This window comes from Streptomyces camelliae, from assembly GCF_027625935.1.
GTDB classification, from domain to species: Bacteria; Actinomycetota; Actinomycetes; order Streptomycetales; family Streptomycetaceae; genus Streptomyces; species Streptomyces camelliae.
In genome coordinates, this window is the sequence record NZ_CP115300.1 from 8077406 (window position 1) to 8102140 (window position 24735).

Consider the following 24735-nt stretch of genomic DNA (forward strand, 5'->3'; position numbering starts at 1 on the left):
ACAGGCAGGAACGTATCTCACCTGCTCGAACACTCGCACCCGTTTTATCGCTGGCCCCGGATCATGCCTGTCCGTCGGCCGGGACCGGGGGCAGCGCGAGGTGGGCCAGGTCGCCCGGCGGGGGAGTGGTGACCGGCCACAGCGGAGCGGCCTCTCCGTCGGCCAGCGCGGCGGGGGCGTCGGTGAGGTTCATGCGCTCGCGCAGCCGGCCGTAGAAGTCCGTCGGGCCCAGCCGCACGGCCTTCAGCGGGCGCGGCGCGGCGTACACACCGATCCAGTCGCCGGGGCTCAGCACACCGCGCAGCTGGCCGTCGATGCTGACGGCGGCCTGGCCCGACCGCTCCAGCACCCGCAGCGCGATGGGCTCGTCGGGGGCGGCCACGACCGAGCGGTTGAACACCATGTGCGGGGCGACCGGTGTGAAGACCAGCCCCTGCGTGCGCGGCGAGACGACCGGGCCGCCCGCGGCGAAGCTGTACGCGGTGGAGCCCGTGGGCGTGGCCACCAGCAGCGCGTCGGCGGAGTAGCAGGCCAGCAGCCGGCCCGCCAGATAGACGCCGACCGACACCTGCCGGTCCCGGGCCAGCTTCTCCACGACGATGTCGTTCAGCGCGGTGACGTTCAGCGCGACACCCCAGTCACCGCCTGTTTCGCACTCGGTGCGCACCCGCGGCGGCGGCAGCATCGGCCCGCGCCCGTACCGCAGCAGCGCCTCCATCTGCGCCGGGACCTCCAGCCGGCACGACGCGCGCATGGTCAGCAGCATCCGGCGCTCCACGGTGATCCGCCCGTCCTGTACGGCGTCCAGGGCCGCGCGCACCTTCGGGACCGGGACCTCCGTCAGGAAGCCGACCCGGCCGAGGTCGACGCCGAGGACCAGGGCGTCGTGCTCGGCGGCCAGCCGCGCCCCGCGCAGGAACGTGCCGTCCCCGCCGAGCGTGACGATCAGATCAGGGTCGCCCGCGGCCTCGATCTCCTCCAGGGCACTGTGCCGCGCACCCTCCTGCCACACATCGATGTCGGCACACGTCACGCCCTGCTCGGCGCACCACGCGCGCACGGCCCCCGCCGCGGTCACGGCCTCGGCGCGTCCGCCGTGCACCACCAGGCCGACACGGTTCACCGTCATACCCGCCTCCGCCTCCCAACCGGCTGCTCCGAGCGCCATCCTCGCCGCGCACCCCTCCGCCGCGGCACGCGCCACGCCGCCGGTTGCCGCGACCGGGTGGGCCGTAGCCGGCGGCCGGGCACAGCACCCCGGCCCCCCGCGGGCGCCGGCCAAGCACTGCGCCGGTCCGGACCGACGGGTGGCCGCGGCGACCCAGGAACCCACGTCGGCGCGGGCGGTCATGAAACCCCCGGCCCGCGTGGACGATCCGCGGGCGTCGATTGACGCCCCCACGGCACCGGCCTAGCGTGATCGAGAAACTTCCGGACAGGCAGGGCAGGTGGTTCGGTCATGACGCGTGCGCAGGACCCCGTCGGCGACAGATCCCCCGGCCGGCCGATCCAGGTGGAGGCACACGGCCTCGACGTGATCGGGGACGCGGAGCGCAAGGGCACCCCGCGCACGCTGTTCTGGCCCTGGTTCGGGGCCAACGTGTCCGTCCTCGGCCTGAGCTACGGCGCCTTCGCGTTCGGCTTCGGCATCTCCTTCTGGCAGGCCCTCGCCGCCGGCGTGCTGGGCATCGTCGTCTCGTTCCTGCTGTGCGGGTTCATCGCGGTCGCCGGAAAACGCGGCTCGGCACCGACGATGGTGCTCAGCCGCGCCGCGTACGGAGTGCGCGGCAACCGGCTGCCGTCCGTGATCTCCTGGGTGCTCACCGTCGGCTGGGAGACCGTGCTCACCGCGCTCGCCACCCTGGCCACCGCGACCGTCTTCGGCCGTCTCGGCTGGGGCGGCGGCACCGGGACCAAGGTGGTCGCCCTCGTCGTGGTCGCCGCGCTGACCGTCGTCGGCGGGGTCATGGGCTTCGACCTCATCATGCGGCTGCAGACCGCGATCACCCTGATCACGGGCGTCCTCACCGTCGTCTACATCGCCCTCGTCGCCGACCACATCCACTGGGCCGGCGTCAGCGCGATCCCGGCCGGTTCCCCGCAGGAGTTCATCGGCGCCCTGGTGTTCATGATGACCGGCTTCGGCCTCGGCTGGGTCAACGCCGCCGCCGACTACTCCCGCTATCTGCCCAGGAACGCGTCCAGCAGGGGCGTGATCGGCTGGACCACCTTCGGCGCCTGCGCCGCCCCACTGCTCCTGCTGGTCTTCGGCCTGCTGCTGGCCGGTTCCTCGCAGGCGCTGAGCAAGGCCGTCGCCGCCGACCCGATCGGCGCGCTCACCACGATCCTGCCCACCTGGTTCCTGGTGCCGTTCGCCGTCGTCGCCGTCCTCGGCCTGGTCGGCGGCGCCGTCCTCGACATCTACTCCTCCGGCCTGGCCCTGCTCTCCGCAGGCCTGCCCGTGCCCCGCTATCTGGCCGCGCTCCTCGACGGCGCCCTGATGATCGCCGGCTCGGTGTACATCGTGTTCTTCGCCGGTGACTTCCTCGGCCAGTTCATGGGCTTCCTCACCACGCTCGGCGTACCCATCGCCGCCTGGTGCGGCATCATGCTCGCCGACCTGGCCCTGCGCCGCCGCGACTACGACGACGGCGACCTGTACCGCCCGCACGGCCGCTACGGCGACCTCCCCCTGACACCCCTGCTGCTCACCCTCGCCGCCACCGCCGCCGGCTGGGGCCTGGTCACCAACACCGCCGCGAGCTGGCTCACCTGGCAGGGCTATCTGCTCGGGCCGCTCGGCCTCGGCGGCAGGACCGGCGCCTGGGCGTACGCCAACCTGGGTGTCCTGGCAGCCCTGGCCCTCGCCTTCCTCGGCACCCTGCTGCTCGGCCGGGGCCGGGTCCGCGCCCAGGAGGCCCAGGCGCCGAGCCAGGCACCGAACGAGGGAGCGGTCCGCGTATGACCGCCGGACACCTCGCCGTCATCGACATGCAGCGCGTCTTCGCCGACCCGGCGAGCCCGTGGGCCACCCCTCGGTTCGCCGACGCGGCCGCGGGCGTACGCACCCTCCTGCCGGCCTTCGCCGGGCGCGTGACCTTCACCCGCTTCCTGGCCCCCGAGCGGCCGACCGGGGCCTGGCGGGCGTACTACGACCGCTGGCCCTTCGCCCGCCGGCCCCCGGACGCCGAACTCTGGGACCTGGACGGCGAGTTCGCCTCCCAGTCGGACGTCCTGGACACCACCACCTTCGGCAAATGGACCCCGGAACTCGCCGCCCGCCTCGGCCCCGGCGGCCGCCTGGTCCTGGCCGGGGTCAGCACCGACTGCTGTGTGCTGTCCACCGCCCTGGCCGCCGCCGACGCCGGCACCGAGGTGCTCGTGGTCGCCGACGCCTGCGCGGGCGCGGACGACGACTCGCACCGCAAGGCCCTTCACTTGATGGACCTCTACCGGCCGCTGATCCGGGTCACCACCATCGCCGGCCTGCTCGCGGAGCCCGGCCCGTGAGCCGCTGACGCGGCCCGGCCGGCGGCCGCGTCAGGCCCGCCCCGTACCCCGGTACAGATCCAGCTCACCGTCGAGTTCCACGGCGAGTACGGTGGCGTACTCGTCCACGTCCCGCGCCGCCGGCGCGTCCAGCCAGGTCACGCCCGGTACGTCGGCCAGCCCGCCGGTGACCCGGTGGCCCAGCTCGGCACCCGTACCCAGCACGCTCACCCGCCGCACCCGGTTGCGCAGCCCGCGCACCGACACCGTCTCGCGCGGGGTGTCGAAGCAGACGAGATACAGCGTCCGGCGGTCGGCCGACAGCGTGCTCGGGCCGTAGTGGTGCCCGGGCGGCAGCCCCGCACCCGTGCCGTACACGGCCTCGGCGTGCCGGGCGATCCACGCCCCGAGCCCCGTCAGCCGTTCCGCCTGTTCCGCCGGGATCGTGCCGTCCTCGCGCGGGCCCACGTCGAGCAGCAGATTGCCGCCCGCGCCGATCGTCTCCGTGAAGTAGCGCACCAGTTGGCGCACGGACTTGTGGTTGTGGTCCTGGTGCTGGAAGCCCCAGGAGTCGTTGACCGTGAGGCACAACTCCCATGGTCCGTCGGGGGCCTGAAGCGGCACACCCTGCTCCGGGGTGGCGTAGTCGCCGTGGCTGAGCATCCGCGCGTTGAGGACCGTGTCCGGGTTCCCGGCCAGGATCAGCGCGGCCAGCGCGTCCAGCCCCCACTGCTCCTCGGTGCGCTCCCACTCGCCGTCGAACCACAGCAGATCCGGCCGGTACCGGTCGACCAGCTCCCCAACCTGGCCGTCCCGGTAGGCGAGGTAGCGCGTCCAGGCCGCCGGGTCCTCCTGACCGGGCTGGGCGTGGGAGAGGGGGTTCGCGGGCTCCTGGTCCGGTCCGGGGTGCCGGAGGCTCGCGTAGTCGGGGTGGTTCCAGTCCGAGTGGGAGTAGTACAGGCCCACCCTCAGTCCGCGCTCGCGCAGCGCGTCCGCGTACCCGGCGAGCAGATCGCGCCCCGCAGGGGTGTGGCGGACCACGTCCAGGCCGCCCTGCGCGCTGTCCCACAGGGCCACCCCGTCGTGATGGCGCGCGGTGAGCACGGCGTATCGGGCACCGGCGCGGGCGAACAGCTCCGCCCACGCGCGCGGGTCGTAACGGGACGCCGTGAAGCCGTCCAGCTGCTTCATGTACCGCTCGTGGGAGACCTGCCCGGTGTAGAACGACCAGGACTCCGGGACTCCGCCCACCGCGTAGACGCCCCAGTGGACGAAGATGCCCAATTTGGCCTCGCGGAACCAGGGTTGCATCGGCATACGGACACGCTAGGCGGCATGCGCGCACGGTCACCAGACCTCCGTACGATCCTCACGCATGCCCGGGATCCCAGCGGGTACGCGAGCCGGGAGCGCCCGGGCACGGACCGGCCCGGGAGGCCGCACCGTAGCTACCTGGGGATCCGCCATGGACACATCCGCCGCACACAACGACCCGGCGACGCCGGCCCGGAAGGCGCTGGACGCGCTGGTCGTGAACACCGAGGACCAGGCCGCGCTGGACACCCTCGCCCACAGTGACGTGCTCGTCCCGGTGCCGGACGACGAGGCCGACAGCGAGGGCACAGCCCCCGAGACCGTGGCCCTGCCGGTCCTCGAAGCACCCGGAGGCGACCCGGTCGTCCCCGTGTTCACCACGGAGGACGAACTGGCCCGGCTGCTGCCGTTCGTCTCCCGCTACCGCCTGATACCACTCGGCGCACTGGCCGCCCAGTGGCCCGACGAGGACCTGTGCCTCGCCATCGACGGCAACTCCGCCCACGCTCTGACGCTGACGGCACAGGGGGTACGCACGCTCCTGGCTCGGTGATCGGCGCCTCGAAGGAACTCCCTCGGACGACCGAACGACCGGAACTGCGCCCTGAACCAGGGTGGTCATCCACCCCTGCGCGGGAAGACCCCACCGGAGACACAACCGGACGCGCGCGAAGGAGCCGATGGTCGTGAGGGTCGTCCTGCTGGGCACCGCCGCCGGCGGCGGCTTCCCGCAGTGGAACTGCGCCTGCGCACTGTGCACGGCCGCCCGGGCCGGCACGCTGCCCTCCCGCACCCGGGAGTGCGCCGCCGTCACCGGCAACGGCCGCGACTGGTGGCTGCTGAACGCCTCGCCCGATCTGCGTGTCCAGCTCACCGCCACACTCGCGCTGCGCCCCGGCCCCGGCACCCGGGACACCCCGCTGCGCGGTGTCCTGCTCACCGACGCCGAGGCCGACCATGTCAGCGGCCTGGCCGAACTGCGCGGAGCGGCCGGCCTGAAGGTCTACGCGGCTCCGCCGGTCCGTGCCGTCCTCGCCCCCGTCCGCGCCGCACTGGACCGTCACGCCCCCTGGGAGTGGGCGGACAGCCTGGCCGACGGCGGTTTCGTGCTGGCCGGCGGGCTGGTGGTCACGGCCCACGCGGCGGGCGCGAAGATCCCGGCGTACGTACCGGCCCAGGTGCCCCAGCCGGCCGGCCCATGGGTCACGGCGTACCGCATCGAGGATCTCGCCAGCGGGGGAGTACTGCTGTACGCGCCCGGTGTGGACACCTGGAGCGCGGAGCTGGACGAGCTGTGCGCCGAGGCCGACTGTGTGCTGCTGGACGGCACCCGCTACACGGCGGACGAGACGGGTACGGTGCCGCGGTCCGGGGCCGGGCAGCCGGCCGGCGGACATCTGCCGGTGACGGGCCCGGACGGCACCCTCGCCGCCCTCGCCCGTCACCTCGGGGTGCGCCGGGTCTACACCCACCTCGACCACACCAACCCGTTGCTCGACCCCGCATCACCGGCACGCGCGCGTACCGCCGAGGAGGGGGTGGAGGTGCTGCCGGACGGAACCGAGCTGATGCTCTAGGTCTCCCGCCGCGCCGCTCTCGCCTCACGTTCCTGCTCGGCCAGCATGCGCTCCAGCACCGCGCGCTGCAGCGGCCGTACCTCGGTGTGCAGCCGGCGGCCCTTGGGGGTGAGCGCCACCCACACCCCGCGCCGGTCCTCCGCGCACACCGAGCGCTCGACCAGTCCGTCCTTCTCCAGCCGGCCGATCAGCCGGGACAGCGCGCTCTGGCTGAGGTGGACCCGGCCGACCAGGTTCTGCACCCGGCACTGGTCGCCCTCGGCGGGCGACTCGGTCGCCAGGATGTCCAGCACCTCGAAGTCGCTGGCGCCCAGCCCGTGCGGATGCAGGGCCCGGTCGATCTCGCACATCGTGCGCGCGTGGACGGCGAGGATGTCCCGCCACCGTTCTTCGAGCCGGGCGTCGGCCGTCTTGACTGCCATACCCGCACCGTAGCACCGATCCGGCCAATCGTTGAGTGTGCAACTAGTGTGGGGTGCGGGCGGCCGGCCGGGGCTCAGGCGGCGGGGTCCTGGAGGAGACCGATCAGGTTGCCGTCGGGGTCCTTCACGGAGGCGATCAGCCGGCCGTTGCCGACGTCCCGCACGTCCTGGAGCACCTCGGCGCCCGCCTCCACCAGAGCCGCGAGGCGCTCGCGCAGATCGGTGACGTGCCAGAACGGCACCGGCCCGGTCAGGCCCTGCGCATGCCCGTTCGGGTCGAGCCCGACGTCCTGCCCGGCGGCCTTGAAGCCGATGTAGTACGGCTCGTCGGCGTACGGCTCGACGCCCAGCAGGGCGGTGAACAGCGCCTTGGCGGCCTTCGGGTCCTTGACGGGGTAGATGATCGTCTGCACGCCCGCGGTCATGGCACTCACTCCTTCACGAAACAGGGTCCGGCGGCCCTGACCGCCGGTGCACTTCACGCTAGGGCGGCGGAGCCGGTGGCGGCTTCTCCGATCCTGACCGGTTGCGGCTGCCCCGCCGGCAGGGCCTCATCCCACGGATGCAGACCACTGAATCCCCAGGTCGATGCTGATGTCAGTGCCGTCTGCGACCATGAACGGCATGGGGGAGTACGAGGTGCTGACGGCGGCGCGCGCGGGGGCGAGCGCCGCCGTGGTGGGGCTGACGGTGGCCCTGGTGCGCACCCGGCGCCGCTGGCAGGCGGCGGTCGGGGAGCGCGGCTGGCTGCTGGAGCGGGAGCGGGAGAGCGCCGCCGAGGCCGCCATCGCGGCTGAACGCGACCGGATCGCCCGGGAGCTGCACGACATCGTCAGTCATAACGTCAGCCTCATGGTCGTCCAGGCGAGCGCCGCGCGCGAGGTGCTGGGCACCATGCCGGACGAGGCCGCGACCGCGCTCAGAGCCGTCGAGGACGCCGGCCGGGGCGCCATGACCGACCTCAGACACCTGCTGGGCCTGCTGGCACCGGCCCCGGACGGCACGGAAGCCGACACCGACGCCGGACCGGGCGCCTACCGGTCGAGCACCCCGCTCGCCCCGCAGCCCGGCCTCGACCGGCTCGGCTCCCTGGTGGACCGGATATCGTTCGCGGGACTCCCCGTCGAGGTCCGCGTCTCGGGCGAGCCGCGCCCGCTGCCCCAGGGCATCGACGTGACCGCTTACCGCATCATCCAGGAGGCCCTGACCAATGCGCTCCGGCACGGCGACGGCGGCACGGCGGAGGTGAGCGTGCGCTATGCCGACCACGCCCTGCGCGTCGAGGTGCTCAACTCCGGCCCCAGCGTGCTCACCGGTGACGCACCGGCCGCGCCGAGACCGCGCGGCGAGGGCACCGGCCGCGGCCTGCTCGGGCTGCGCGAACGGGTCGCCGTCTACGGCGGTGACTTCGACGCCCGGCGCCGGCTCGGCGGTGGCTACCGCGTCCGCGCCCGCATCCCGCTGGACCGCCCATGACGCCGGACACCCCCGAGTGGGCGCCCCGCGTCCTGATCGCCGACGACCAGACCCTGATCCGCACCGGCTTCCGGCTGATCCTCACCGCCCGGGGCATCGAGGTGGTGGGCGAGGCAGCCGACGGCGCCGAGGCGGTCGCCGCGGTGCGGGAACTGCGCCCGGACGTCGTGCTGATGGACATCCGCATGCCGGTCATGGACGGCCTGGCGGCCACCCGGCGCATCCTGGAGCGGGTCCCCGACTGCCGGGTACTCATGCTGACCACGTTCGACCTGGACCGCTACGTCTACGAGGCCCTGTCGATCGGCGCCAGCGGCTTCCTGCTCAAGGACGTCACCCCGGAGCACCTCGCTGCGGCCGTACGCCTGGTCGGCACCGGCGACGCCCTGCTGGCCCCGCAGATCACCCGGCGCCTGGTGGAGCGGTACGCGGCCGAGGCCCGGCACACGGCCGAGGCCCCGCCCGCCGACCTGGCCGCTCTCACCCCGCGCGAGCGCGAGGTGCTGACCCTGATGGGCCGAGGCCTGTCCAACACGGAACTGGCCACCGAACTGACCTTGAGCGAGGCCACGATCAAGTCCCACGTGGCCCGCATCTTCGCCAAGCTGGGCCTACGGGACCGCGCCCAGGCCGTCGTCCTCGCTTACGAGACAGGGCTGGTAGCGCCCCGAAGGAGCGCGGGGCCGTGTTGAATGTGCGGCTCCGCCGCGATGGGGGTCCCCCCTGTTCGAGCGAAGCCGAGAACGTGGGGGAGCGACCAGCCACAACGACGCCGCAGACGCCTGACGGCCTTCCCGGCACCCCACTGGTCGCCATCGCTCAAGCGGACTCGCGCCGCACCAACTCCGTAGGAAGAATCACCGCCGCCGGATCCTCCCCGCCCATCTGCGCAAGCAGCACCCGCACCATCTCACTGCTGATCCGGTCCCACGGCTGCCGGATCGTGGTGAGCTCCGGCGTCGCGGCCGTCGCCGCCGGCGAGTCGTCGAAACCTCCGACAGCGATGTCATCCGGCACCCCCTTGCCGGCCCGGTGCAGCGCCGCCAGCACGCCCTGCGCCATCAGGTCGGAGGCCACGAACACCGCGTCCATGTCCGGTGCCTGCGCCAGCAGCCGCTCCGCGCCCGCCTCACCGCTCGCCCGGCTGTAGTCACCGGAGACGATGAGCTGCTCGTCGACCCCGATGCCCGCCTCGGCGAGCACCTCCTTGTACCCGGCGAGCCGCTCCACACCACCGGGAGTGTCCAGCGGACCGGTGACCACACCGATCCGCCGCCGTCCCAGCGACAGCAGGTGCCGGACCATGTCCCGGGCGCCGTCCCGGTCGTCGGCGGCCACGTAACTCACCTTGGAGCCCAGGCCGATGGGCTTGCCGCAGGCGACGAGCGGCACGCCCGCCTCCCGCAGCTCCTCCGCGACCGGGTCACCGGAGTGGCTGGAGACCAGCAGCACCCCGTCGACGTGCCCGGCGGTGATGTACCGCGTGATGCGCCGCCGCTCGTCCTCCGTGCCCGCCAGCATCAGCAGCAGCGGCACGTCGTGCGCGGCCAGCGCCTGGGTGCAACCGCGCAGCAGGACATTGAAGTTGGGGTCCTCGAAGAACCGCTCCTGCGGCTCGGTCAGCAGAAAGCCGACCGAGTCGGACCGCCCGGTGATCAGCGAACGGGCGTGCCGGTTCACGACGTACCCGGTCTTGCGTATGGCGGCATTGACCGCCTCCTGCGCGGCGGGACTGACGTAGTGCCCGCCGTTGAGCACGCGCGAGACGGTGCCGCGCGAGACGCCTGCCTCGCGCGCCACGTCGTGGATCGTCGGCGGTTTGCGCCGGCCCCCCGGATTGCCCATGGTCATGACTTTACGGCCCCGGAGAGCAGGTCGAGGCTCCAGAACCGCTGAATGATCAGGAACAGCGCGATCAGCGGGAGGACCGCGAGGAACGCGCCCGTGATCACCAGCGTGTAGAGAGCCGGCGTGTTGGAGCCCTGTTCCAGCAGCGTGTACAGACCCAGCGTGAGCGGGAACTTGTTGTCGTCGCTGAGCATGATGTACGGCAGCAGGAAGTTGTTCCAGATCGCGACGAACTGGAACAGGAACACCGTGACCATGCCCGGGATCATCATCGGCAGCGCGATGCGGGTGAAGATCCGCCACTCGCTCGCCCCGTCCATCCGGCCGGCCTCCACCACATCGGTGGGGACGGCGGCGGAGGCGTAGATCCGGGCGAGGTAGACGCCGTACGGGGAGAGGATCTGCGGCAGCAGCACGGACAGGTAGGAGTCCGTGAGGTTGGCCTTCGCCAGCAGCAGGTACTGCGGGACGGCGAGGATCACCGGCGGCATCAGGACGCCCGCGAGCAGCACGTTGAAGATCGTCTCGCGGCCCTTGAATCGGTAGGTCGCGAGCGCGTAGCCGCTGAACGCCGACACGGCCGTGGACAGCAGGGCGCCGACACCGGAGTACAGGGCGGAGTTGCCCATCCAGCTCCAGTAGATGCCGCCCCGGTAGGCGTTCAGGTCCTTGATGTTCTGCGTGAACCCGGTGCCGGGCAGGAAGGTGAAGGTGGAGAACAGCTCGTGCCCGGACTTGGTGGACGCGATCACCACCCAGGCGACCGGCAGCAGCGTGTAGATCGCGCCGAGCAGCAGGGTGATCGTCGGCACCAGCGCGATCCGGCGGCGCAGCGGCGGGCGCCGTGCCGTACCGGGTGTGGTGCCGGCCGCCGGGGCGGCCTTGTGGACGGCGAGGGTGCTCATCGCGCCTCCTGCTTGTTGCGGCGGTTCGCGGCCCGCAGGAAACCGAACGACAGGACCAGCGTGACCAGGGCGATCAGGACCGCCTCGGCGGCCGCCGAGTAGATGTCGTTCCGGTGGAAGGCGTCCTGGTACACCTTCATCAGCGGACTCCAGCTCGTGTCGACGGAGTTGGTGAGCGGTTTGAGGGTGGTCGGCTCGTTGTACACCTGGAGTGTCGCGATGATCGAGAAGAAGAAGGTCAGCACCAGTGAGGGCGCCACCATCGGGATCTTGATCTTCAGGGCGATCTGCAGCGGCGTGGCGCCGTCCAGCCTTGCCGCCTCGTACACCTCGGCCGGTATGGACTTCAGCGAGGTGTAGATGACGATCATGTTGAAGCCGGTGCCGCCCCAGACCGCGATGTTCGACAGGGCGAGATAGAGCGGACCGCCGTCCAGCAGGTTCGGCTGCGGCAGGTGGAGCTTGGCGAGGACGTAGTAGAAGGGGCTCACGTCCGGCAGGTACAGGAAGCCCCACAGCAGCGCCGCCACCACACCGGGGATGGCGTACGGCAGGAAGATCGCGAGCCGGGTGAACGGGGTGAACCGCACCTTGTCGGAGTCCAGCATCAGCGCGAACAGCAGGGCGAGGCCCAGCATCACCGGGACGACGATGCAGCCGTAGCCGAGCACCCGCAGCGCGCCGTGCAGCAGCTCGCTGTCCTTGAAGGCGCCGGTGTAGTTCTCGACGCCGGCCCAGACCTCCTTGCGGGCGTTCGCACCGAGCCCGAGCCCGGAGACGTGCACCTTGCGGAAGCTGAGGAAGACGGCGTAGCCGATGGGCAGCGCGAAGAAGAGGGCGAACAGAACGGTGGCGGGGAGAAGGAAGGCGTACGGGGCCCCCTTGACCCCGTACGACTTCCGGCTTGCGGGGCTTGTCACTGGGAGACCTCGAAGCCCTGCTTCTTCATGTCGGCGACCGTGGCGTCCTGCATCTGCTTCAGGGCGGCGGAGAAGTCCGACTTGTTCTTGGCGGCGGCACCGAACGCGTCGTTGAAGGTCGCGTACGCGACGTTCACGTTCGGGCCCCAGGCCGACGGCGCGGTGGTCTTGGCGATCTCGGCGGCCTTCGGGTAGAAGTCGGCCTGGTTGGAGAAGTAGTCCGGCGGGTTCGAGAACGCGCCGCTGAGCTGTGCGGACGTCGAGGCCGGGTAGATGCCGCTGTCCTTCGCCAGCGCGTCGAGGGCGTCGTGGTCGGTGTTCAGCCAGGCGGCGAACTTGGCGGCGGCGTCCTTGTGTGCGGAGTCGGTGGTCACGGCCGTCGAGGAGCCGCCCCAGCTGCCGGTCACGTCCTGGGTCGCCGACCACTGCGGCAGCGGGGCCATGGCCCACTTGCCCTTGGTGTCGGGCGCGGCCGTGGTCAGCGTGCCCGGCGCCCACACGGCGCTCACCCAGGCGATCTGCTTACCGGTGTCGAGAGCCTTGTTCCAGGACGGGGTGTACATCGGCTGGTTGTCGATGACGCCCTCCTTGACCAGCCCGCCCCAGAACTTGGCGACCTTCTGCGTGGCCGGGTCGTCGATCGCGACCTTCCACTTGCTGCCGGAGGTGGTCCACCACTTGGCGCCGGCCTGCTGGGCGAGGCCCGCGAAGAGACCGGAGTCGTTGGCGGAGAAGGTGGTCAGGGACTTGTCCGGGGCCTTCTGCTTCAGCTGGCGGGCGACCTGGGCGAACTGGTCCCACGTGGTCGGGACCGTCAGGCCGTACTGCTTGAACAGGTCCTCGCGGTAGTAGAACATCATCGGGCCGATGTCCTGCGGGATCGCGTAGACGGCGTCCGTGCCGAGCGTGGTCTGCTGCCAGACGCCGTCGGCGAACTTGCCCTTGACGTCGCCGACCTGCTTGGAGATGTCGGCCAGCGCGCCATTGCTGACCAGGGTCGGCAGTGCCTGGTACTCGGCCTGCACCAGGTCCGGGGCCTGCTTCGCCTTGTGCGCGGTGAGGATCTTGGTGACCAGAGTGTCGCCGCCGGCCTGCTTCTTCGCCGTGACGGTGATCTGGTCCTTCTTGCCCGGCCCCTTGTTCCACAGGTCCACGACCTTGTCCATGCCGGGCGTCCAGGTCCAGTACGTCAGCGAGACCGGACCGGACTCGGACTTGCTGTCGTCCCCGGAGCCGCAGGCGGCGAGGGTGGTCGCGCCCAGCGCGACGGCGAGGGCGGTTGTCACGAGGCGACGGCGCTTCGTGTGCGGCATGGTTTCTCCCCTGACCTGGGTCCCCGCCCGCTGCGGGGACCTGCCATGCAGATGTGCGTTGTGCACGTTCACATGACCCGGGTGCTCGCCCGTCGCGAGCCCCTGCCATGCTTCTGTGAGCGTTCACAGTAGAGAAACATCCCGGACACTTGTCAATGGTTGTTGCTGTGCGGTTATGTTGGGCTTGCACCGCTGCCGTTGTGTGTGCACGTTCCCAAATGATCGATTAAGCGGGAGACATCCATGCCGGACACCAGCCCCAGGGGCCTCACCAGGCTCGCCTTCGGTGGCGACTACAACCCCGAGCAGTGGCCGGAAAGCGTCTGGCAGGAGGACGTCCGGCTGATGCGGGAGGCCGGCGTCACGATGGTCAGCGTCGGGATCTTCTCCTGGGCCCTGCTGGAGCCGGCCCCGGGGGAGTACGACTTCGGCTGGCTGGACCGGATCATCGGCCTGCTGCACGACAACGGCATCCGCGTCGACCTCGGCACGCCCACCGTGGCCCCGCCCGCCTGGTTCTACCGGGCGCACCCCGAGGCCCTGCCGGTGACCGCCGAGGGCATGCGCCACGAGTTCGGCTCGCGCGGCGCGATCTGCCACAGCAACGCCGACTACCGGGCCGCAGCCAAGGCGATCACCGTGAAGCTCGCCGAACGCTACGGCGACCACCCCGCCCTCGCCCTGTGGCACGTGCACAACGAGTACGGCGTCCCCGTCTCGGCCTGCTACTGCGACTCCTGCGCCGCCCACTTCCGCCGCTGGCTCGCGCGGACCTACGGCACGGTCGACGCGGTCAACGAGGCCTGGGGAACGGCATTCTGGGGCCAGCGCTACACGAGCTTCGAGCAGATCAACCCGCCCCGGGCCACCCCGACCGTCGGCAACCCTGGCCAGGCCCTGGACTACAAGCGGTTCGCCGACGCGACCATCCGCGAGAACTTCCGCGCCGAACGCGACATCCTGCACCGCCTCTCACCCGGCGTCCCGGTCACCACCAACTTCATGACCGCGCTCAGCCAGTGCGACTCGATCGACTACTGGGCCTGGGGCCGCGAGGTCGACCTCGTCACCAACGACCACTACCTGATCACCGACGGCCGCCGCACCCACGTCAATCTCGCGATGGCCGCCGACATCACGCGTTCCGTCGCGGGCGGCTCGCCCTGGCTGCTGCTGGAGCACTCCACCTCGGGCATCAACTGGCAGCCCCGCAACCCCGCCAAGGCCCCCGGCCAGATGGCCCGCAACTCCCTCGCCCATGTGGCCCGCGGCTCCGAGGGCGCGATGTTCTTCCAGTGGCGCCAGTCCCGGCGCGGCGCCGAGAAGTTCCACTCGGCGATGCTGCCGCACGGCGGCACCGACACCCGGGTGTGGCGCGAGGTCGTCGAACTCGGGGCGTCCATCGACTCGTTGCGCACCGTCCGCGGCACCCGCACCCAGGCCGACGCCGCCATGCTGTGGGACTGGCAGTCCTGGTGGGCGCAGAATCTCGCCTGGCGTCCCAGCGAGGACCACGACGCGCGCGAGCGCGCCGACTCCTTCTACGAGGCCCTCTACGACCGCCACCTCACGGTCGACTTCGCCCACCCGGAAGCCGACTTGTCGGCCTATCCCCTTGTCGTCGTACCGGCCCTGTACCTGATGACGGAGGCGGCCGGGAACAACGTCCGGGAGTACGTCGAGAACGGCGGCACGCTCGTGGTGTCGTACTTCTCCGGCATCGTCGACGAGCACGACGCCGTGCACGAGGGCGCCTACCCGGGCGCGCTGCGCGACGTCCTCGGCCTGACGGTGGAGGAGTTCTCGCCGCTGCTGAAGGACGAGCGGGTGCGGCTGAGCGGCCCCGACGGCTCCGAGCTGTCCGGGGACGTGTGGACGGAGTTCGTCGTGCCGCGCGGCGCCGAGACCGTGTGGACCTACGCCGACGGACTCACCGCGGGGCGCCCGGCCGTCACCCGGCACCGGCTCGGCAAGGGCACCGCCTGGTACGTCTCCACCCGCCTCGACGCCCAGGGCCTGGACGCACTTGTCGGCTGGGCGGCCGACGACGCCCGGCTCACCCCGCGCGCCGACCTGCCCCGGGACGTCGAAGTGGTGCGCCGCAGCGGCGAGTCCGGCACCTACCTCTTCGCGATCAACCACACCGCCGGCGACACCAAGGTGCCGCTGGACACGCCCGGCACCGAGCTGCTGACGGGCGAACGCGCCGCGGGCCGCCTCCCGGTCCCGGCGGGGGCCGTCCGGGTCGTACGACTCGACGGCTGAGCAGGCTCCCCTCCGCCCGCGTGTGCCACGAGAGCCGTGGGCGGAGGGGTTCTCCTCCGGCCCCACCGGAGGACCCCCTCCCCAGTTACGTCGAAGGGACGACGGACGATGAAGTTCCATCCCAGACGCACCATCAGAGCCCTGCTGCTGCCGCTCACGGCCGGGCTCGCCCTCTCCTTCCTGCCCGCGCAGGCCGCGCACGCCGCGAGCACGCTGACCAACGGCGGCTTCGAGGCCGACGGCACCGGCACCGCCACCCCCTCCGGCTGGTCCGAGTACGGCGACACCGGCGCCTCGTACACCGAGTCCGGCGGCCACAGCGGCAGTTACCGCCTCACCCACTACTCGGCCTCCGCCTACAAGGTGGAGACGTACCAGTACCTGTCGGGCCTGACCAACGGCACCTACACGTTGACCGCCTGGGTCCGCTCCAGCGGCGGGCAGAACGCCGCGTACATAGCCCTCAAGAATTGCGGGAGTTCGGAGCAGCGCACCGATCTGCCCATCTCGTCCAGTGGATGGATCCGTATCGTCACGCCGATCAATGTGACGAACAATCAGTGCACCATCAGCATCAACAGTGACGCGAACGCCGGCAACTGGATCAACGTCGACGATCTGACCTTCACGTCCGGCACCACCGGCACGTCCATCCACGGCGCCGACATCTCCTCCCTCGCCAAGAGCGAGGCCAAGGGCGGTGTCTACAAGACCAGTTCGGGCACCACCAGCGACGCGCTCGCCGTCCTGAAGTCGTACGGCATGAACTACGCCCGCCTGAAGGTCTGGGTGAACCCGGCGGACGGCTTCAACGACAAGACGCACGTCCTCGCCATGGCCAAGCGCATCAAGGCGCAGGGCATGAAGCTCCTGGTCGACTTCCACTACTCGGACACCTGGGCCGACCCCGGCGCCCAGACCAAGCCGGCCGCATGGATGGGCCATACATACAGTCAACTCAAGACTGATGTGTACAACCACACGTACGACGTGTTGAACGCCTTGAAGGCTCAAGGCACCACCGCCGACATGGTCCAGATCGGCAATGAGATCAACGGCGGCATCCTGTGGTCCGAGGGATCCACGTCCAACTGGAGCCAGCTCGCCGGTCTGCTCAACTCGGGCTACGACGCCGCCAAGGCGGTCAGCTCCGCCACGGTCGTCGCGCTGCACCTGGCCAAGGGCGGGGACAAGGCTGGCACCGAGACGTTCTTCGACAACGCGGTCGCCAATGGCGTGAAGTTCGACGCGATCGGCCTGTCGTACTACGGCTACTGGCACGGCCCGCTCTCCGACTTCCAGACCACCCTGGACGACGCTGCCTCCCGCTACGGCAAGCCCGTCTTCGTCGCCGAGACCGCCTACCCCTTCACGCTGGCCAACGACGACTCGCTGGAGAACCAGATCGACACCACCGCCAAGCTGGTCTCCGGCTACCCGGCGACGGTGGCCGGCCAGACCAAGTGGATGAACGACGTGGCGAGCATCGTGGAGGCCGTCCCGAACCACCGAGGCCTCGGTGTCTTCTACTGGGAGGCCACCTGGACCGCCGTCACCGGCAACGGCTGGGACCCGACCGACGCCACCTCGGGCAACGGCTGGGAGAACCAGGCCCTGTTCGGCTACGACGACAAGGCGCTGTCCTCCATGACGTGGTTCAGCCACCGCTGAACCACACCGCGGGGCCCGGCCGTAAGGGGCGGCCGGGCCCTCTCCCTGTTCGGGGGCCGCGCCGGACGCTCCTCGGCCGCCCTGCGCCGCGTACCGGACAACGGCGGGCGAGTCCCGGACGCGGCGGCGTCGCCCGGGCCACAGTGGGAACACTGCGTACGAGGAGGCCGGGACGGAGGGTGGACGGATGACGGGAACTCCCTCGGGCCGGATGCGGAAGACGATCCTGGAATGGCTCAAGGACCCGGCGGCCCACTTCCCGGCCCACGGCCCTGGTGACCTCGCCGAGACCGGTGTCACCGCGCGGGCCGTGGCCGCCAAGCTGGGCGTGCCCCACCGGACCGCCCGCGCCCACCTGGACTTCCTCACCCGCCTCGGCCTGCTGCGCACCCGCCGCGTGCGGTGCCGCGTCTGCTACCGGCGCGACGAGATCCGCATCGCCGAGGTGTCCCGGGTGTTCGAGAAGGGCTGGTGAACACGGGGTTCGGCGGTGCGACGGTACCCTGGTGCCCGGCCGTGATCACCCGTCGGGTCGGCCGAACAGGAGACGTACGAGCATGACAGCCCCGGAAGCCGAGAGCATCCGAGTCCGTCCCGCGCCGCGGGGGCGGTCCGAGTGGCGCGCCCAGGCGCCCGTCGTCGCGGTGGTCGCGATCGGCGGCGCCCTCGGCGCGTGCGGCCGGTACGGGCTGAGCCTCGCCTGGCCCACGCCGCCGGGCTCCTTCCCCTGGGCGACCTTCTGGACCAACGTCATCGGCTGCGCGGTCATCGGCGTGTTCATGGTGCTCATCACCGACGTGTGGGCCGCCCACCGCCTGATCCGCCCCTTCTTCGGCACCGGCGTCCTCGGCGGCTTCACCACCTTCTCCACCTACGCCGTCGACATCCGCAAGCTGGTCGACGGCGGCCGCCTGGGCATCGGGCTGGCCTATCTCGCCGCGACGCTGTGCGCGGCCCTCGCCGCGGTGTGGCTCGCCTCGGCCGCCGCCCGCCGGATCATCGTAGGGAGGCAGCGATGACGTCCCTCACCGGCCGGGCCCTCCGGCTGACCGTCTACATCGGCGAGGACGACACCTGGCACCACAAGCCCCTCTACTCCGAGATCGTGCACCGCGCGCACGCGGCCGGGCTCGCCGGGGCCAGCGTCTTCCGGGGCATCGAGGGCTTCGGCGCCTCCTCGCGCATCCACACCTCCCGCCTGCTGTCCCTGAGCGAGGACCTGCCCGTGGCCGTGGTCGTCGTGGACACCGAGGAACGGGTGCGGGCGTTCCTGCCGCAGCTCGACGAACTCGTCGACGAGGGCCTCGTCACGCTGGAGGAGTGCGAGGTGGTCCGGTACGTGGGGCGCTCCGCAGATGATTCGGACACAGGGGAAGCGAAGGGTAAGAATTCATTGTGAGCTGGCTCCTGGTGATCGCGGGGGCCATGGTCGGGGCACCCCTGCGCTATCTCACCGACCGTGCCGTGCAGGCCCGCCACGACTCGGTCTTCCCTTGGGGCACCTTCGTCGTCAACGTCGTCGGCAGTCTGGTCCTCGGACTGCTGACCGGCGCGGTCTCCGCCGGCTCCGCCGGGCCTCACCTGCAGCTTCTCCTGGGGACCGGGTTCTGCGGGGCGCTGACGACGTACTCGACGTTCTCCTACGAGACCCTGCGGCTGACCGAGGCCGGCTCGGGGCTCTACGCTGCCGTCAACGTCGTCGGCAGCGTGGCGGCCGGGCTCGCGGCGGCGTTCGCCGGGTTCTCCCTCGCCGACGTGCTGTTTGCCTGACTCTTGCTCTACGGTCGGGCATAGTAAGACTGTCTACAGCACTGTCGACCAACTCTTACCCAGAACTGGATCCCATGAGCGCCATCTCCGTCGGTCAAGCCGTCGTCCTCGGTGTCGTCGAGGGGGTGACCGAGTTCCTCCCGGTGTCCTCCACCGGTCACCTGAAGATCACCGAGGGGCTCATGAACATCCCGGTCGACGACAAGTCCGTCGTCGGCTTCTCCGCCGTCATCCAGGTCGGCGCCATCGCCGCCGTGCTCGTGTACTTCTTCAAGGACATCAAGCGGATCGTCTCCGCCTGGTTCCGCGGTCTGACCAACCGCGAGGAGCGCTACCACCACGACTACAAGTTCGCCTGGTGGGTGATCGCCGCCACCGTCCCGATCGTCCTGGTGGGTCTGGCCGCCAAGCCGCTGATCGACGGCGCGCTCGGCTCTCTCTGGGTGGTGGCCGGCTCACTGATCGTCGGCTCCGCCGTGATGTGGTGCGCGGACCAGATGGGCCGGCACAAGCGCGGCGAGGACGACACCTCGTTCAAGGACGCGATGTGGGTCGGCTGCTCCCAGATCCTCGCCCTGCTCTTCCCCGGTTTCTCCCGCTCCGGCGCCACCATGTCCACCGCGCTCATCCTGGACCTGGACCGCGTCGCCGCCACCCGGCTGTCGTTCTTCCTCGGTATCCCGGCCCTCACCGGTGCCGGGATCTACGAGCTCAAGGACGCCCTCGGCGCGGGCGTGGGCGCGGCCCCGCTGGCCGTCGGCACCATCGTCTCCTTCGTGGTCGCCTACGCCTCCATCGCCTGGCTGCTGAAGTTCGTCGCCAAGCACTCCTTCAACGCCTTCGTGATCTACCGGATCGTGATCGGCGTAGGCCTGCTCGGCCTGCTCGCCACGGGCGTGCTCGACGCCTGACCGAACACCGCTGATCACCCACGGGGTGCGGATGCCTGTTTTCAGGCGCCGCACCCCGTGAATGTTTCCTTACGCGATGCCTTGACAGCCCTGGCACGCAACCCGCAGGATCGCTCCCGTGAACCTGTCAGACAGCCAGACAGGTGGTCCGGGCCCCCGGCGCGTGAGCGCCATGGAAGCGGTTCTCGGCCACCTCCGCGGCGCCATCGAACGCGGCGAGTACGCCATAGGCGACAAGCTCCCCTCCGAGGCCGAGCTGTGCCGCACCCTTGAGGTGTCCCGGCCCGTGCTGCGCGAGGCGCTGCGCGCGCTGCAGACGATGGGCCTCACGGTCTCCCGGACCGGCAAGGGCACCTTCGTCGTCGCGAACGCCGTCGAGGACCCCACGTTCGGCGACTACGCGGCCAGCGACCTGCTGGAGGTGCGCCGGCACATCGAGATCCCGGTCGCCGGGTACGCGGCCGCCCGCCGCACCCCGGAGAACCTGGACCACCTGGCCCACCTGCTCGACCGCATGGAGCGGGAGACGGACACCACCGCGTGGGTCGCGATGGACACCCTCTTCCACCTCGCCGTGGCCGAGGCCGCCCAGAACCCGGTCTTCCGCCGGGTCATCGAGGAGATCCGGGACGCACTGGCGCGTCAGTCGGCCTTCCTCAACGAACTGGGCGGCCGCCGCGAGCAGTCCAACCGGGAGCACCGGGCCATCGTCGAAGCGCTGATCGACGGTTCCGAACACGACGCGGTGGAGGCCATGAGCCACCACCTGGACCGCGTCGAGACGACCCTCACCGACATCGTGCGTCCCCAGCGGACGGACGACCTCCCTACGGAAGGCGGACCCGAGGCGTGAGCGAGCAGCACCTCAAAGACGAGACGCGCCCCTCGTCCGGCCATGTCGACGCCGGAGACGCCGGCTACAGCAAAGGCCTGAAGCACCGGCACGTCAACATGATCGCCATCGGCGGAGCCATCGGCACCGGCCTCTTCCTCGGCGCGGGCGGCCGGCTCGCCGACGCCGGGCCCTCCCTCTTCATCGCGTACGCCGTGTGCGGCGTCTTCGCCTTCCTGGTCGTGCGCGCCCTCGGCGAACTCGTCCTGTACCGCCCGTCCTCCGGCGCCTTCGTGTCGTACGCCAGGGAGTTCCTCGGCGAGAAGGGCGCGTACACCGCGGGCTGGATGTACTTCCTGAACTGGGCCACCACCGGTATCGCCGACATCACCGCGGTCGCCACCTACACCCACTACTGGGGCATGTTCTCGGACATCCCTCAATGGTTGATCGCATTGATCGCCCTGGCCGTCGTGTTGACCGTCAATCTGATCTCGGTCAAGATCTTCGGCGAACTGGAGTTCTGGTTCGCGATCGTCAAGGTCAGCGCGCTGGTCGTCTTCATGTGCATCGGCATCTTCCTGCTGGTCACCCAGCACCCGGTCGCGGGCCACCACCCCGGCCCGTCGCTGATCACCGACAACGGCGGTGTCTTCCCCAACGGCATGCTGCCCATGCTGCTGATCATCCAGGGCGTCGTCTTCGCCTACGCCTCCGTCGAGCTGGTCGGCGTGGCCGCCGGTGAGACCGAGAACCCCGAGAAGATCATGCCGAAGGCGATCAACTCGATCATGTGGCGCGTGGGCCTGTTCTACGTCGGCTCCGTCGTCCTGCTCTCGATGCTGCTGCCCTGGAACAAGTACAGCGCCGGCGAGAGTCCCTTCGTGACCGTCCTGTCGAACATCGGCGTCCCCGCGGCCGGCGGCGTGATGAACCTGGTCGTCCTCACCGCGGCCATGTCCTCGCTCAACTCCGGCCTGTACTCCACCGGCCGCATCCTGCGCTCCATGGCCATGAGCGGCTCGGCCCCGAAGTTCACCGCGAAGATGAGCCGCAGTCAGGTCCCGTTCGGCGGAATCCTGCTCACCAGCGGTATCTGTGTTCTCGGCGTCGGCCTCAACTACGTCGTCCCCGCCGACGCGTTCGAGATCGTCCTCAACTTCGCGGCGATCGGCATCCTCGCGACCTGGGGCATGATCATGATCTGTCACGCGCTCTTCTGGCGGAAGACCCAGAAGGGCGAACTGACCCGGCCGTCCTACCGGCTGCCGGGTTCCCCCTGGACCGAGATCGTGACGCTGGCGTTCCTCGCCTCCGTCCTGGTCCTCATGTACGCCGACGGCGGCGCCGGACGCACCACCGTGCTGTGTCTGCCGCTGATCGTCGCAGCGCTGGTCGCGGGCTGGTACGCCATCCGCGGCCGCATAGCGCGCACGTCCACCGGCGCCGACGCGTGACCCGCGAACCGGCCCGACCCGACCCATCGATGCAGGCAGTGATGTACAGCAGTTCCCCCGCCGACGCACCCGTCGTCCGCGAACCCCTCCACACCCCCGTCGCCCACCTCGTCCGCGGCGGGGTCGTCGAGGGCATCCACTACGGCTCCGTCGTCGTCCTCGGCGCCGACGGCCGGGTGGAGTTCCAGCTCGGCGACATCGAGGCCGCCTTCTACCCGCGCTCGGCCCTCAAGCCCGTCCAGGCCGTGGCCATGCTGCGGGCAGGGCTGCCCCTCGACGGGGAGCTGCTCTCGCTGGCCGCCGCGAGCCACTCCGGCGAGGAGCGTCACCTCGCCGGCACCCGGCGCATCCTCGAACTCGCCGGGCTCACCGAGGACGACCTGCGCAACGTCCCCGACATGCCGTACGACCCGGCCGTCCGGGACACCTGGGTCCGCGAGGGCCGCACGCCCGACCGGCTCGCCCAGAACTGCTCCGGCAAGCACGCGGCCATGCTGTGGACCGCCAAGCTCAACGGCTGGTCCCTCACGGACTACCTCGACCCGGCGCACCCGCTCCAGCAGGCCATCCAGGAGATAGTCGAGGACCTCACCGGCCAGCACGTCGCCCGGGTCACCGTCGACGGCTGCGGCGCGCCCCTGTTCTCGATCTCCCTGCACGGCCTCGCCCGCGCCGTCGCCCGGATCGCCTCCGCCGCGCCCGGCACGCCCGAGGCCAAGGTCGCCGACGCCGTGCGCTCGCACGCCGAGATGGCCTCCGGCTCAGGGCGTGACGTCGCGGCGCTGATGCGGGCCGTGCCGGGGCTGCTCGCCAAGGACGGCTTCGAGGGCGTGCAGGTCGCCGCGCTGCCGGACGGCCGGGCCATCGCCGTGAAGATCGCTGACGGGGCGAACCGGGCGCGTGTGCCGGTCGCCGCGGCCGCGCTCGCGCGCGCGGGCGTGGCTCCCGAGTCGCTGACCGAGTTCGTGGGTGAGCCGCTGCTCGGGGGCGGGGAGCCGGTGGGGTCCGTGCGTGTAGTGCGTGCGCTGGATCCGGTTCCCTTCACTGCTTGCGCGTAGTTCGCCGAACACAGATCGCCCCTGTAGCCCAGAAAGAGGACCTGAACCCTCATGACCGCCGCCACCCGCAGCGAGCACGATCTGCTCGGCGACCGTGACGTACCCGCCGACGCCTACTGGGGTGTGCACACCCTGCGTGCCACCGAGAACTTTCCCATCACCGGTACGCCGATCTCCGCGTACCCGCATCTGATCGACGCCCTGGCCGCCGTCAAGGAGGCCGCCGCGCTCGCCAACGAGGAACTCGGGCTGCTGGCGCCCGAGAAGGCGCAGGCGATCGTCGCCGCCTGCCGGGAGATCCGGGCGGGCAAGCTGCACGACCAGTTCGTCGTCGACGTCATCCAGGGCGGTGCCGGCACGTCCACCAACATGAACGCCAACGAGGTCGTGGCGAACCGGGCGCTGGAACTGCTCGGACACGCCAAGGGCGCGTACGCGTATCTGCACCCCAACGAGGACGTCAACCTGGGTCAGTCGACCAATGACGTCTACCCGACCGCCGTCAAGATAGCGACGGTCTTCGCGGTGCGTGGACTGCTCAAGGCGATGGCTGTACTGCAGGACTCGTTCGCCCGTAAGGCCGTCGAGTTCCGTGACGTGCTCAAGATGGGCCGTACACAGTTGCAGGACGCCGTGCCGATGACGCTCGGCCAGGAGTTCTCCGCCTACGCCGTCATGATCGAGGAGGACCGCAGCCGTCTCGCCGAGGCCGTCGAGCTGATCCATGAGATCAACCTCGGTGCCACGGCGATCGGCACGGGCCTCAACGCGCCCGCCGGCTACGCCGAGGCCGCCCGCCGCCACCTGGCCGCGATCACCGGGCTGCCGCTGGTCACCGCCGCCAACCTGGTGGAGGCCACCCAGGACTGCGGTGCCTTCGTCCAGATGTCCGGCGTGCTCAAGCGGATCGCGGTCAAGCTCTCCAAGAGCTGCAACGACCTCAGGCTGCTGTCCTCCGGTCCGCGCGCGGGCCTCGGCGAGATCAACCTGCCGCCGGTGCAGGCCGGTTCGTCGATCATGCCGGGCAAGGTCAACCCGGTCATCCCCGAGGTCGTCAACCAGGTCGCCTTCGAGGTGATCGGCAACGACGTCGCCATCACCATGGCCGCCGAGGCCGGACAGCTCCAGCTCAACGCCTTCGAGCCGATCATCCTGCACTCCCTGTCGGAGTCGGTCACGCATCTGCAGAGCGCCTGCCTCACGCTGGCCGAGCGCTGCGTGAACGGCATCACCGCCAACACCGAGCGGCTGCGCGCGAGCGTCGAGAACTCCATCGGCCTGGTCACCGCGCTCAACCCGCACATCGGCTACACCGCGGCGACCGACATCGCCAAGGAGGCCCTCGTCACGGGCCGCGGGGTGGCCGAACTCGTGCTGGAGAAGGGCCTGCTGCCCGCCGAGCGGCTGGCCGAGCTGCTGCGTCCGGAGATCGTCGCGGGCAGTGCGGCACCGGTCGCCTGACCTGCGGTGACGCGGGCCCGATGACGCTCCGGGACCGGCGGGAGGC

25 protein-coding genes are annotated in these 24735 nt (G+C 70.8%); 17 read left to right on the plus strand and 8 right to left on the minus strand.

The features are described 5' to 3' along the window. Positions 1-61: 61 nt before the first annotated feature. On the minus strand, positions 62-1129 hold the full coding sequence (locus O1G22_RS37055) for an NAD(+)/NADH kinase (RefSeq protein ID WP_270085299.1): 1068 nt from the start codon (positions 1127-1129) through the stop codon (positions 62-64). Positions 1130-1459: 330 nt separating this feature from the next. Between O1G22_RS37055 and O1G22_RS37060 the strand changes: the two genes are divergently transcribed. Both O1G22_RS37060 and O1G22_RS37065 read left to right on the plus strand, forming a co-directional pair. Beyond that, positions 1460-2965: a purine-cytosine permease family protein gene (locus O1G22_RS37060; protein ID WP_270085300.1), complete on the plus strand. Its 1506-nt coding sequence runs from the start codon at positions 1460-1462 to the stop codon at positions 2963-2965. Then, positions 2962-3510, plus strand: coding sequence for an isochorismatase family protein (locus tag O1G22_RS37065; RefSeq protein ID WP_270085301.1), 549 nt, complete (start codon positions 2962-2964; stop codon positions 3508-3510). The genes O1G22_RS37060 and O1G22_RS37065 overlap by 4 nt, the downstream gene beginning before the upstream one ends. Positions 3511-3540: 30 nt before the next feature. Here the strand turns inward: O1G22_RS37065 and O1G22_RS37070 are convergent, their stop codons facing one another. Beyond that, positions 3541-4806: an alpha-L-fucosidase gene (locus O1G22_RS37070; RefSeq protein WP_270085302.1), complete on the minus strand. Its 1266-nt coding sequence runs from the start codon at positions 4804-4806 to the stop codon at positions 3541-3543. Positions 4807-4954: 148 nt separating this feature from the next. Here O1G22_RS37070 and O1G22_RS37075 point away from each other — a divergent pair, with 148 nt between their 5' ends. Together O1G22_RS37075 and pqqB are read left to right on the plus strand one after the other, a co-directional pair. Continuing rightward, on the plus strand, positions 4955-5356 hold the full coding sequence (locus O1G22_RS37075; protein ID WP_270085303.1) for an SseB family protein: 402 nt from the start codon (positions 4955-4957) through the stop codon (positions 5354-5356). Between the two features lie 127 nt (positions 5357-5483). Then, the gene (gene pqqB, locus O1G22_RS37080) at positions 5484-6380 is read left to right on the plus strand and encodes a pyrroloquinoline quinone biosynthesis protein PqqB (RefSeq protein ID WP_270085304.1); all 897 of its coding nucleotides are present in this window, start codon (positions 5484-5486) and stop codon (positions 6378-6380) included. On the opposite strand, the gene O1G22_RS37085 is transcribed toward pqqB, so the two are convergent. Then, entirely contained in the window at positions 6377-6802 is a 426-nt protein-coding gene (locus O1G22_RS37085; RefSeq protein ID WP_270085305.1) for a MarR family winged helix-turn-helix transcriptional regulator, read from the minus strand. The two genes, pqqB and O1G22_RS37085, sit on opposite strands and share 4 nt — an antisense overlap. Positions 6803-6876: 74 nt before the next feature. Further along, positions 6877-7227 carry a VOC family protein gene (locus tag O1G22_RS37090; RefSeq protein ID WP_067051935.1) on the minus strand — a complete coding sequence of 117 codons (351 nt, stop codon included), beginning with the start codon at positions 7225-7227 and terminating at the stop codon, positions 6877-6879. 199 nt (positions 7228-7426) lie between these two features. On the opposite strand from O1G22_RS37090, the gene O1G22_RS37095 reads away from it, so the two are divergent. Both O1G22_RS37095 and O1G22_RS37100 read left to right on the plus strand, forming a co-directional pair. Next, complete coding sequence (locus O1G22_RS37095; RefSeq protein WP_270085306.1) at positions 7427-8278, plus strand: sensor histidine kinase; 852 nt, start codon at positions 7427-7429, stop codon at positions 8276-8278. Further along, positions 8275-8970, plus strand: coding sequence for a response regulator (locus O1G22_RS37100; RefSeq protein WP_270085307.1), 696 nt, complete (start codon positions 8275-8277; stop codon positions 8968-8970). Before O1G22_RS37095 ends, O1G22_RS37100 begins: the two co-directional genes overlap by 4 nt. A gap of 127 nt (positions 8971-9097) precedes the next feature. Here O1G22_RS37100 and O1G22_RS37105 read toward each other — a convergent pair whose 3' ends face one another. The 4 genes from O1G22_RS37105 to O1G22_RS37120 are packed head-to-tail and all read right to left on the minus strand — an operon-like array spanning position 9098 to position 13264. Further along, the gene (locus O1G22_RS37105; RefSeq protein ID WP_270085308.1) at positions 9098-10129 is read right to left on the minus strand and encodes a LacI family DNA-binding transcriptional regulator; all 1032 of its coding nucleotides are present in this window, start codon (positions 10127-10129) and stop codon (positions 9098-9100) included. Then, entirely contained in the window at positions 10126-11031 is a 906-nt protein-coding gene (locus O1G22_RS37110; RefSeq protein WP_225095937.1) for a carbohydrate ABC transporter permease, read from the minus strand. The genes O1G22_RS37105 and O1G22_RS37110 overlap by 4 nt, the downstream gene beginning before the upstream one ends. Then, a complete protein-coding gene (locus O1G22_RS37115; RefSeq protein ID WP_270085309.1) occupies positions 11028-11951 on the minus strand; it encodes a carbohydrate ABC transporter permease in 924 nt (307 codons plus the stop codon). Before O1G22_RS37115 ends, O1G22_RS37110 begins: the two co-directional genes overlap by 4 nt. After that, positions 11948-13264, minus strand: a complete 1317-nt coding sequence (locus O1G22_RS37120) for an ABC transporter substrate-binding protein (protein ID WP_270085310.1) — start codon at positions 13262-13264, stop codon at positions 11948-11950. The genes O1G22_RS37115 and O1G22_RS37120 overlap by 4 nt, the downstream gene beginning before the upstream one ends. A gap of 243 nt (positions 13265-13507) precedes the next feature. Here O1G22_RS37120 and O1G22_RS37125 point away from each other — a divergent pair, with 243 nt between their 5' ends. The 11 genes from O1G22_RS37125 to aspA all read left to right on the plus strand — a co-directional run bounded on the left by O1G22_RS37125 (position 13508) and on the right by aspA (position 24689). After that, positions 13508-15529: a beta-galactosidase gene (locus O1G22_RS37125; protein ID WP_270085311.1), complete on the plus strand. Its 2022-nt coding sequence runs from the start codon at positions 13508-13510 to the stop codon at positions 15527-15529. Positions 15530-15637: 108 nt separating this feature from the next. Continuing rightward, positions 15638-17200: a glycosyl hydrolase 53 family protein gene (locus O1G22_RS37130; RefSeq protein WP_270085312.1), complete on the plus strand. Its 1563-nt coding sequence runs from the start codon at positions 15638-15640 to the stop codon at positions 17198-17200. Between the two features lie 187 nt (positions 17201-17387). Further along, positions 17388-17675 carry a helix-turn-helix domain-containing protein gene (locus O1G22_RS37135; RefSeq protein WP_225095942.1) on the plus strand — a complete coding sequence of 96 codons (288 nt, stop codon included), beginning with the start codon at positions 17388-17390 and terminating at the stop codon, positions 17673-17675. Positions 17676-17757: 82 nt separating this feature from the next. Then, the gene (gene crcB, locus O1G22_RS37140; protein ID WP_270085313.1) at positions 17758-18219 is read left to right on the plus strand and encodes a fluoride efflux transporter CrcB; all 462 of its coding nucleotides are present in this window, start codon (positions 17758-17760) and stop codon (positions 18217-18219) included. After that, the gene (locus O1G22_RS37145) at positions 18216-18599 is read left to right on the plus strand and encodes a DUF190 domain-containing protein (RefSeq protein ID WP_270085314.1); all 384 of its coding nucleotides are present in this window, start codon (positions 18216-18218) and stop codon (positions 18597-18599) included. Before crcB (O1G22_RS37140) ends, O1G22_RS37145 begins: the two co-directional genes overlap by 4 nt. Further along, positions 18596-18970 (plus strand): fluoride efflux transporter CrcB, encoded by a 375-nt coding sequence (gene crcB, locus O1G22_RS37150; RefSeq protein ID WP_270085315.1) that lies wholly within the window; start codon positions 18596-18598, stop codon positions 18968-18970. Before O1G22_RS37145 ends, crcB (O1G22_RS37150) begins: the two co-directional genes overlap by 4 nt. Before the next feature lie 74 nt (positions 18971-19044). Then, entirely contained in the window at positions 19045-19881 is an 837-nt protein-coding gene (locus O1G22_RS37155) for an undecaprenyl-diphosphate phosphatase (RefSeq protein WP_270085316.1), read from the plus strand. 172 nt (positions 19882-20053) lie between these two features. Further along, on the plus strand, positions 20054-20734 hold the full coding sequence (locus O1G22_RS37160; protein WP_270086639.1) for a FadR/GntR family transcriptional regulator: 681 nt from the start codon (positions 20054-20056) through the stop codon (positions 20732-20734). Further along, a complete protein-coding gene (locus O1G22_RS37165) occupies positions 20731-22170 on the plus strand; it encodes an amino acid permease (RefSeq protein ID WP_270085317.1) in 1440 nt (479 codons plus the stop codon). The genes O1G22_RS37160 and O1G22_RS37165 overlap by 4 nt, the downstream gene beginning before the upstream one ends. Before the next feature lie 41 nt (positions 22171-22211). Beyond that, a complete protein-coding gene (locus tag O1G22_RS37170) occupies positions 22212-23228 on the plus strand; it encodes an asparaginase (RefSeq protein WP_270085318.1) in 1017 nt (338 codons plus the stop codon). 51 nt (positions 23229-23279) lie between these two features. Continuing rightward, entirely contained in the window at positions 23280-24689 is a 1410-nt protein-coding gene (gene aspA / locus O1G22_RS37175; protein WP_270085319.1) for an aspartate ammonia-lyase, read from the plus strand. The last annotated feature ends 46 nt before the right edge of the window (positions 24690-24735 follow it).

Coding starts and splice junctions, on each gene's coding strand:
- O1G22_RS37085 (WP_270085305.1), bottom strand. CDS start 6,802: ATGGCAGTCAAGACGGCCGACGCCCGGCTCGAAGAACGGTGGCGGGAC.
- O1G22_RS37125 (WP_270085311.1), top strand. CDS start 13,508: ATGCCGGACACCAGCCCCAGGGGCCTCACCAGGCTCGCCTTCGGTGGC.
- O1G22_RS37105 (WP_270085308.1), bottom strand. CDS start 10,129: ATGACCATGGGCAATCCGGGGGGCCGGCGCAAACCGCCGACGATCCAC.
- O1G22_RS37075 (WP_270085303.1), top strand. CDS start 4,955: ATGGACACATCCGCCGCACACAACGACCCGGCGACGCCGGCCCGGAAG.
- O1G22_RS37095 (WP_270085306.1), top strand. CDS start 7,427: ATGGGGGAGTACGAGGTGCTGACGGCGGCGCGCGCGGGGGCGAGCGCC.
- O1G22_RS37100 (WP_270085307.1), top strand. CDS start 8,275: ATGACGCCGGACACCCCCGAGTGGGCGCCCCGCGTCCTGATCGCCGAC.
- O1G22_RS37160 (WP_270086639.1), top strand. CDS start 20,054: ATGGAAGCGGTTCTCGGCCACCTCCGCGGCGCCATCGAACGCGGCGAG.
- O1G22_RS37060 (WP_270085300.1), top strand. CDS start 1,460: ATGACGCGTGCGCAGGACCCCGTCGGCGACAGATCCCCCGGCCGGCCG.
- O1G22_RS37120 (WP_270085310.1), bottom strand. CDS start 13,264: ATGCCGCACACGAAGCGCCGTCGCCTCGTGACAACCGCCCTCGCCGTC.
- O1G22_RS37090 (WP_067051935.1), bottom strand. CDS start 7,227: ATGACCGCGGGCGTGCAGACGATCATCTACCCCGTCAAGGACCCGAAG.
- O1G22_RS37170 (WP_270085318.1), top strand. CDS start 22,212: ATGTACAGCAGTTCCCCCGCCGACGCACCCGTCGTCCGCGAACCCCTC.
- aspA (WP_270085319.1), top strand. CDS start 23,280: ATGACCGCCGCCACCCGCAGCGAGCACGATCTGCTCGGCGACCGTGAC.
- crcB (WP_270085313.1), top strand. CDS start 17,758: ATGACAGCCCCGGAAGCCGAGAGCATCCGAGTCCGTCCCGCGCCGCGG.
- O1G22_RS37070 (WP_270085302.1), bottom strand. CDS start 4,806: ATGCCGATGCAACCCTGGTTCCGCGAGGCCAAATTGGGCATCTTCGTC.
- O1G22_RS37110 (WP_225095937.1), bottom strand. CDS start 11,031: ATGAGCACCCTCGCCGTCCACAAGGCCGCCCCGGCGGCCGGCACCACA.
- O1G22_RS37065 (WP_270085301.1), top strand. CDS start 2,962: ATGACCGCCGGACACCTCGCCGTCATCGACATGCAGCGCGTCTTCGCC.
- O1G22_RS37130 (WP_270085312.1), top strand. CDS start 15,638: ATGAAGTTCCATCCCAGACGCACCATCAGAGCCCTGCTGCTGCCGCTC.
- O1G22_RS37155 (WP_270085316.1), top strand. CDS start 19,045: ATGAGCGCCATCTCCGTCGGTCAAGCCGTCGTCCTCGGTGTCGTCGAG.
- pqqB (WP_270085304.1), top strand. CDS start 5,484: ATGGTCGTGAGGGTCGTCCTGCTGGGCACCGCCGCCGGCGGCGGCTTC.
- O1G22_RS37055 (WP_270085299.1), bottom strand. CDS start 1,129: ATGACGGTGAACCGTGTCGGCCTGGTGGTGCACGGCGGACGCGCCGAG.
- O1G22_RS37145 (WP_270085314.1), top strand. CDS start 18,216: ATGACGTCCCTCACCGGCCGGGCCCTCCGGCTGACCGTCTACATCGGC.
- O1G22_RS37135 (WP_225095942.1), top strand. CDS start 17,388: ATGACGGGAACTCCCTCGGGCCGGATGCGGAAGACGATCCTGGAATGG.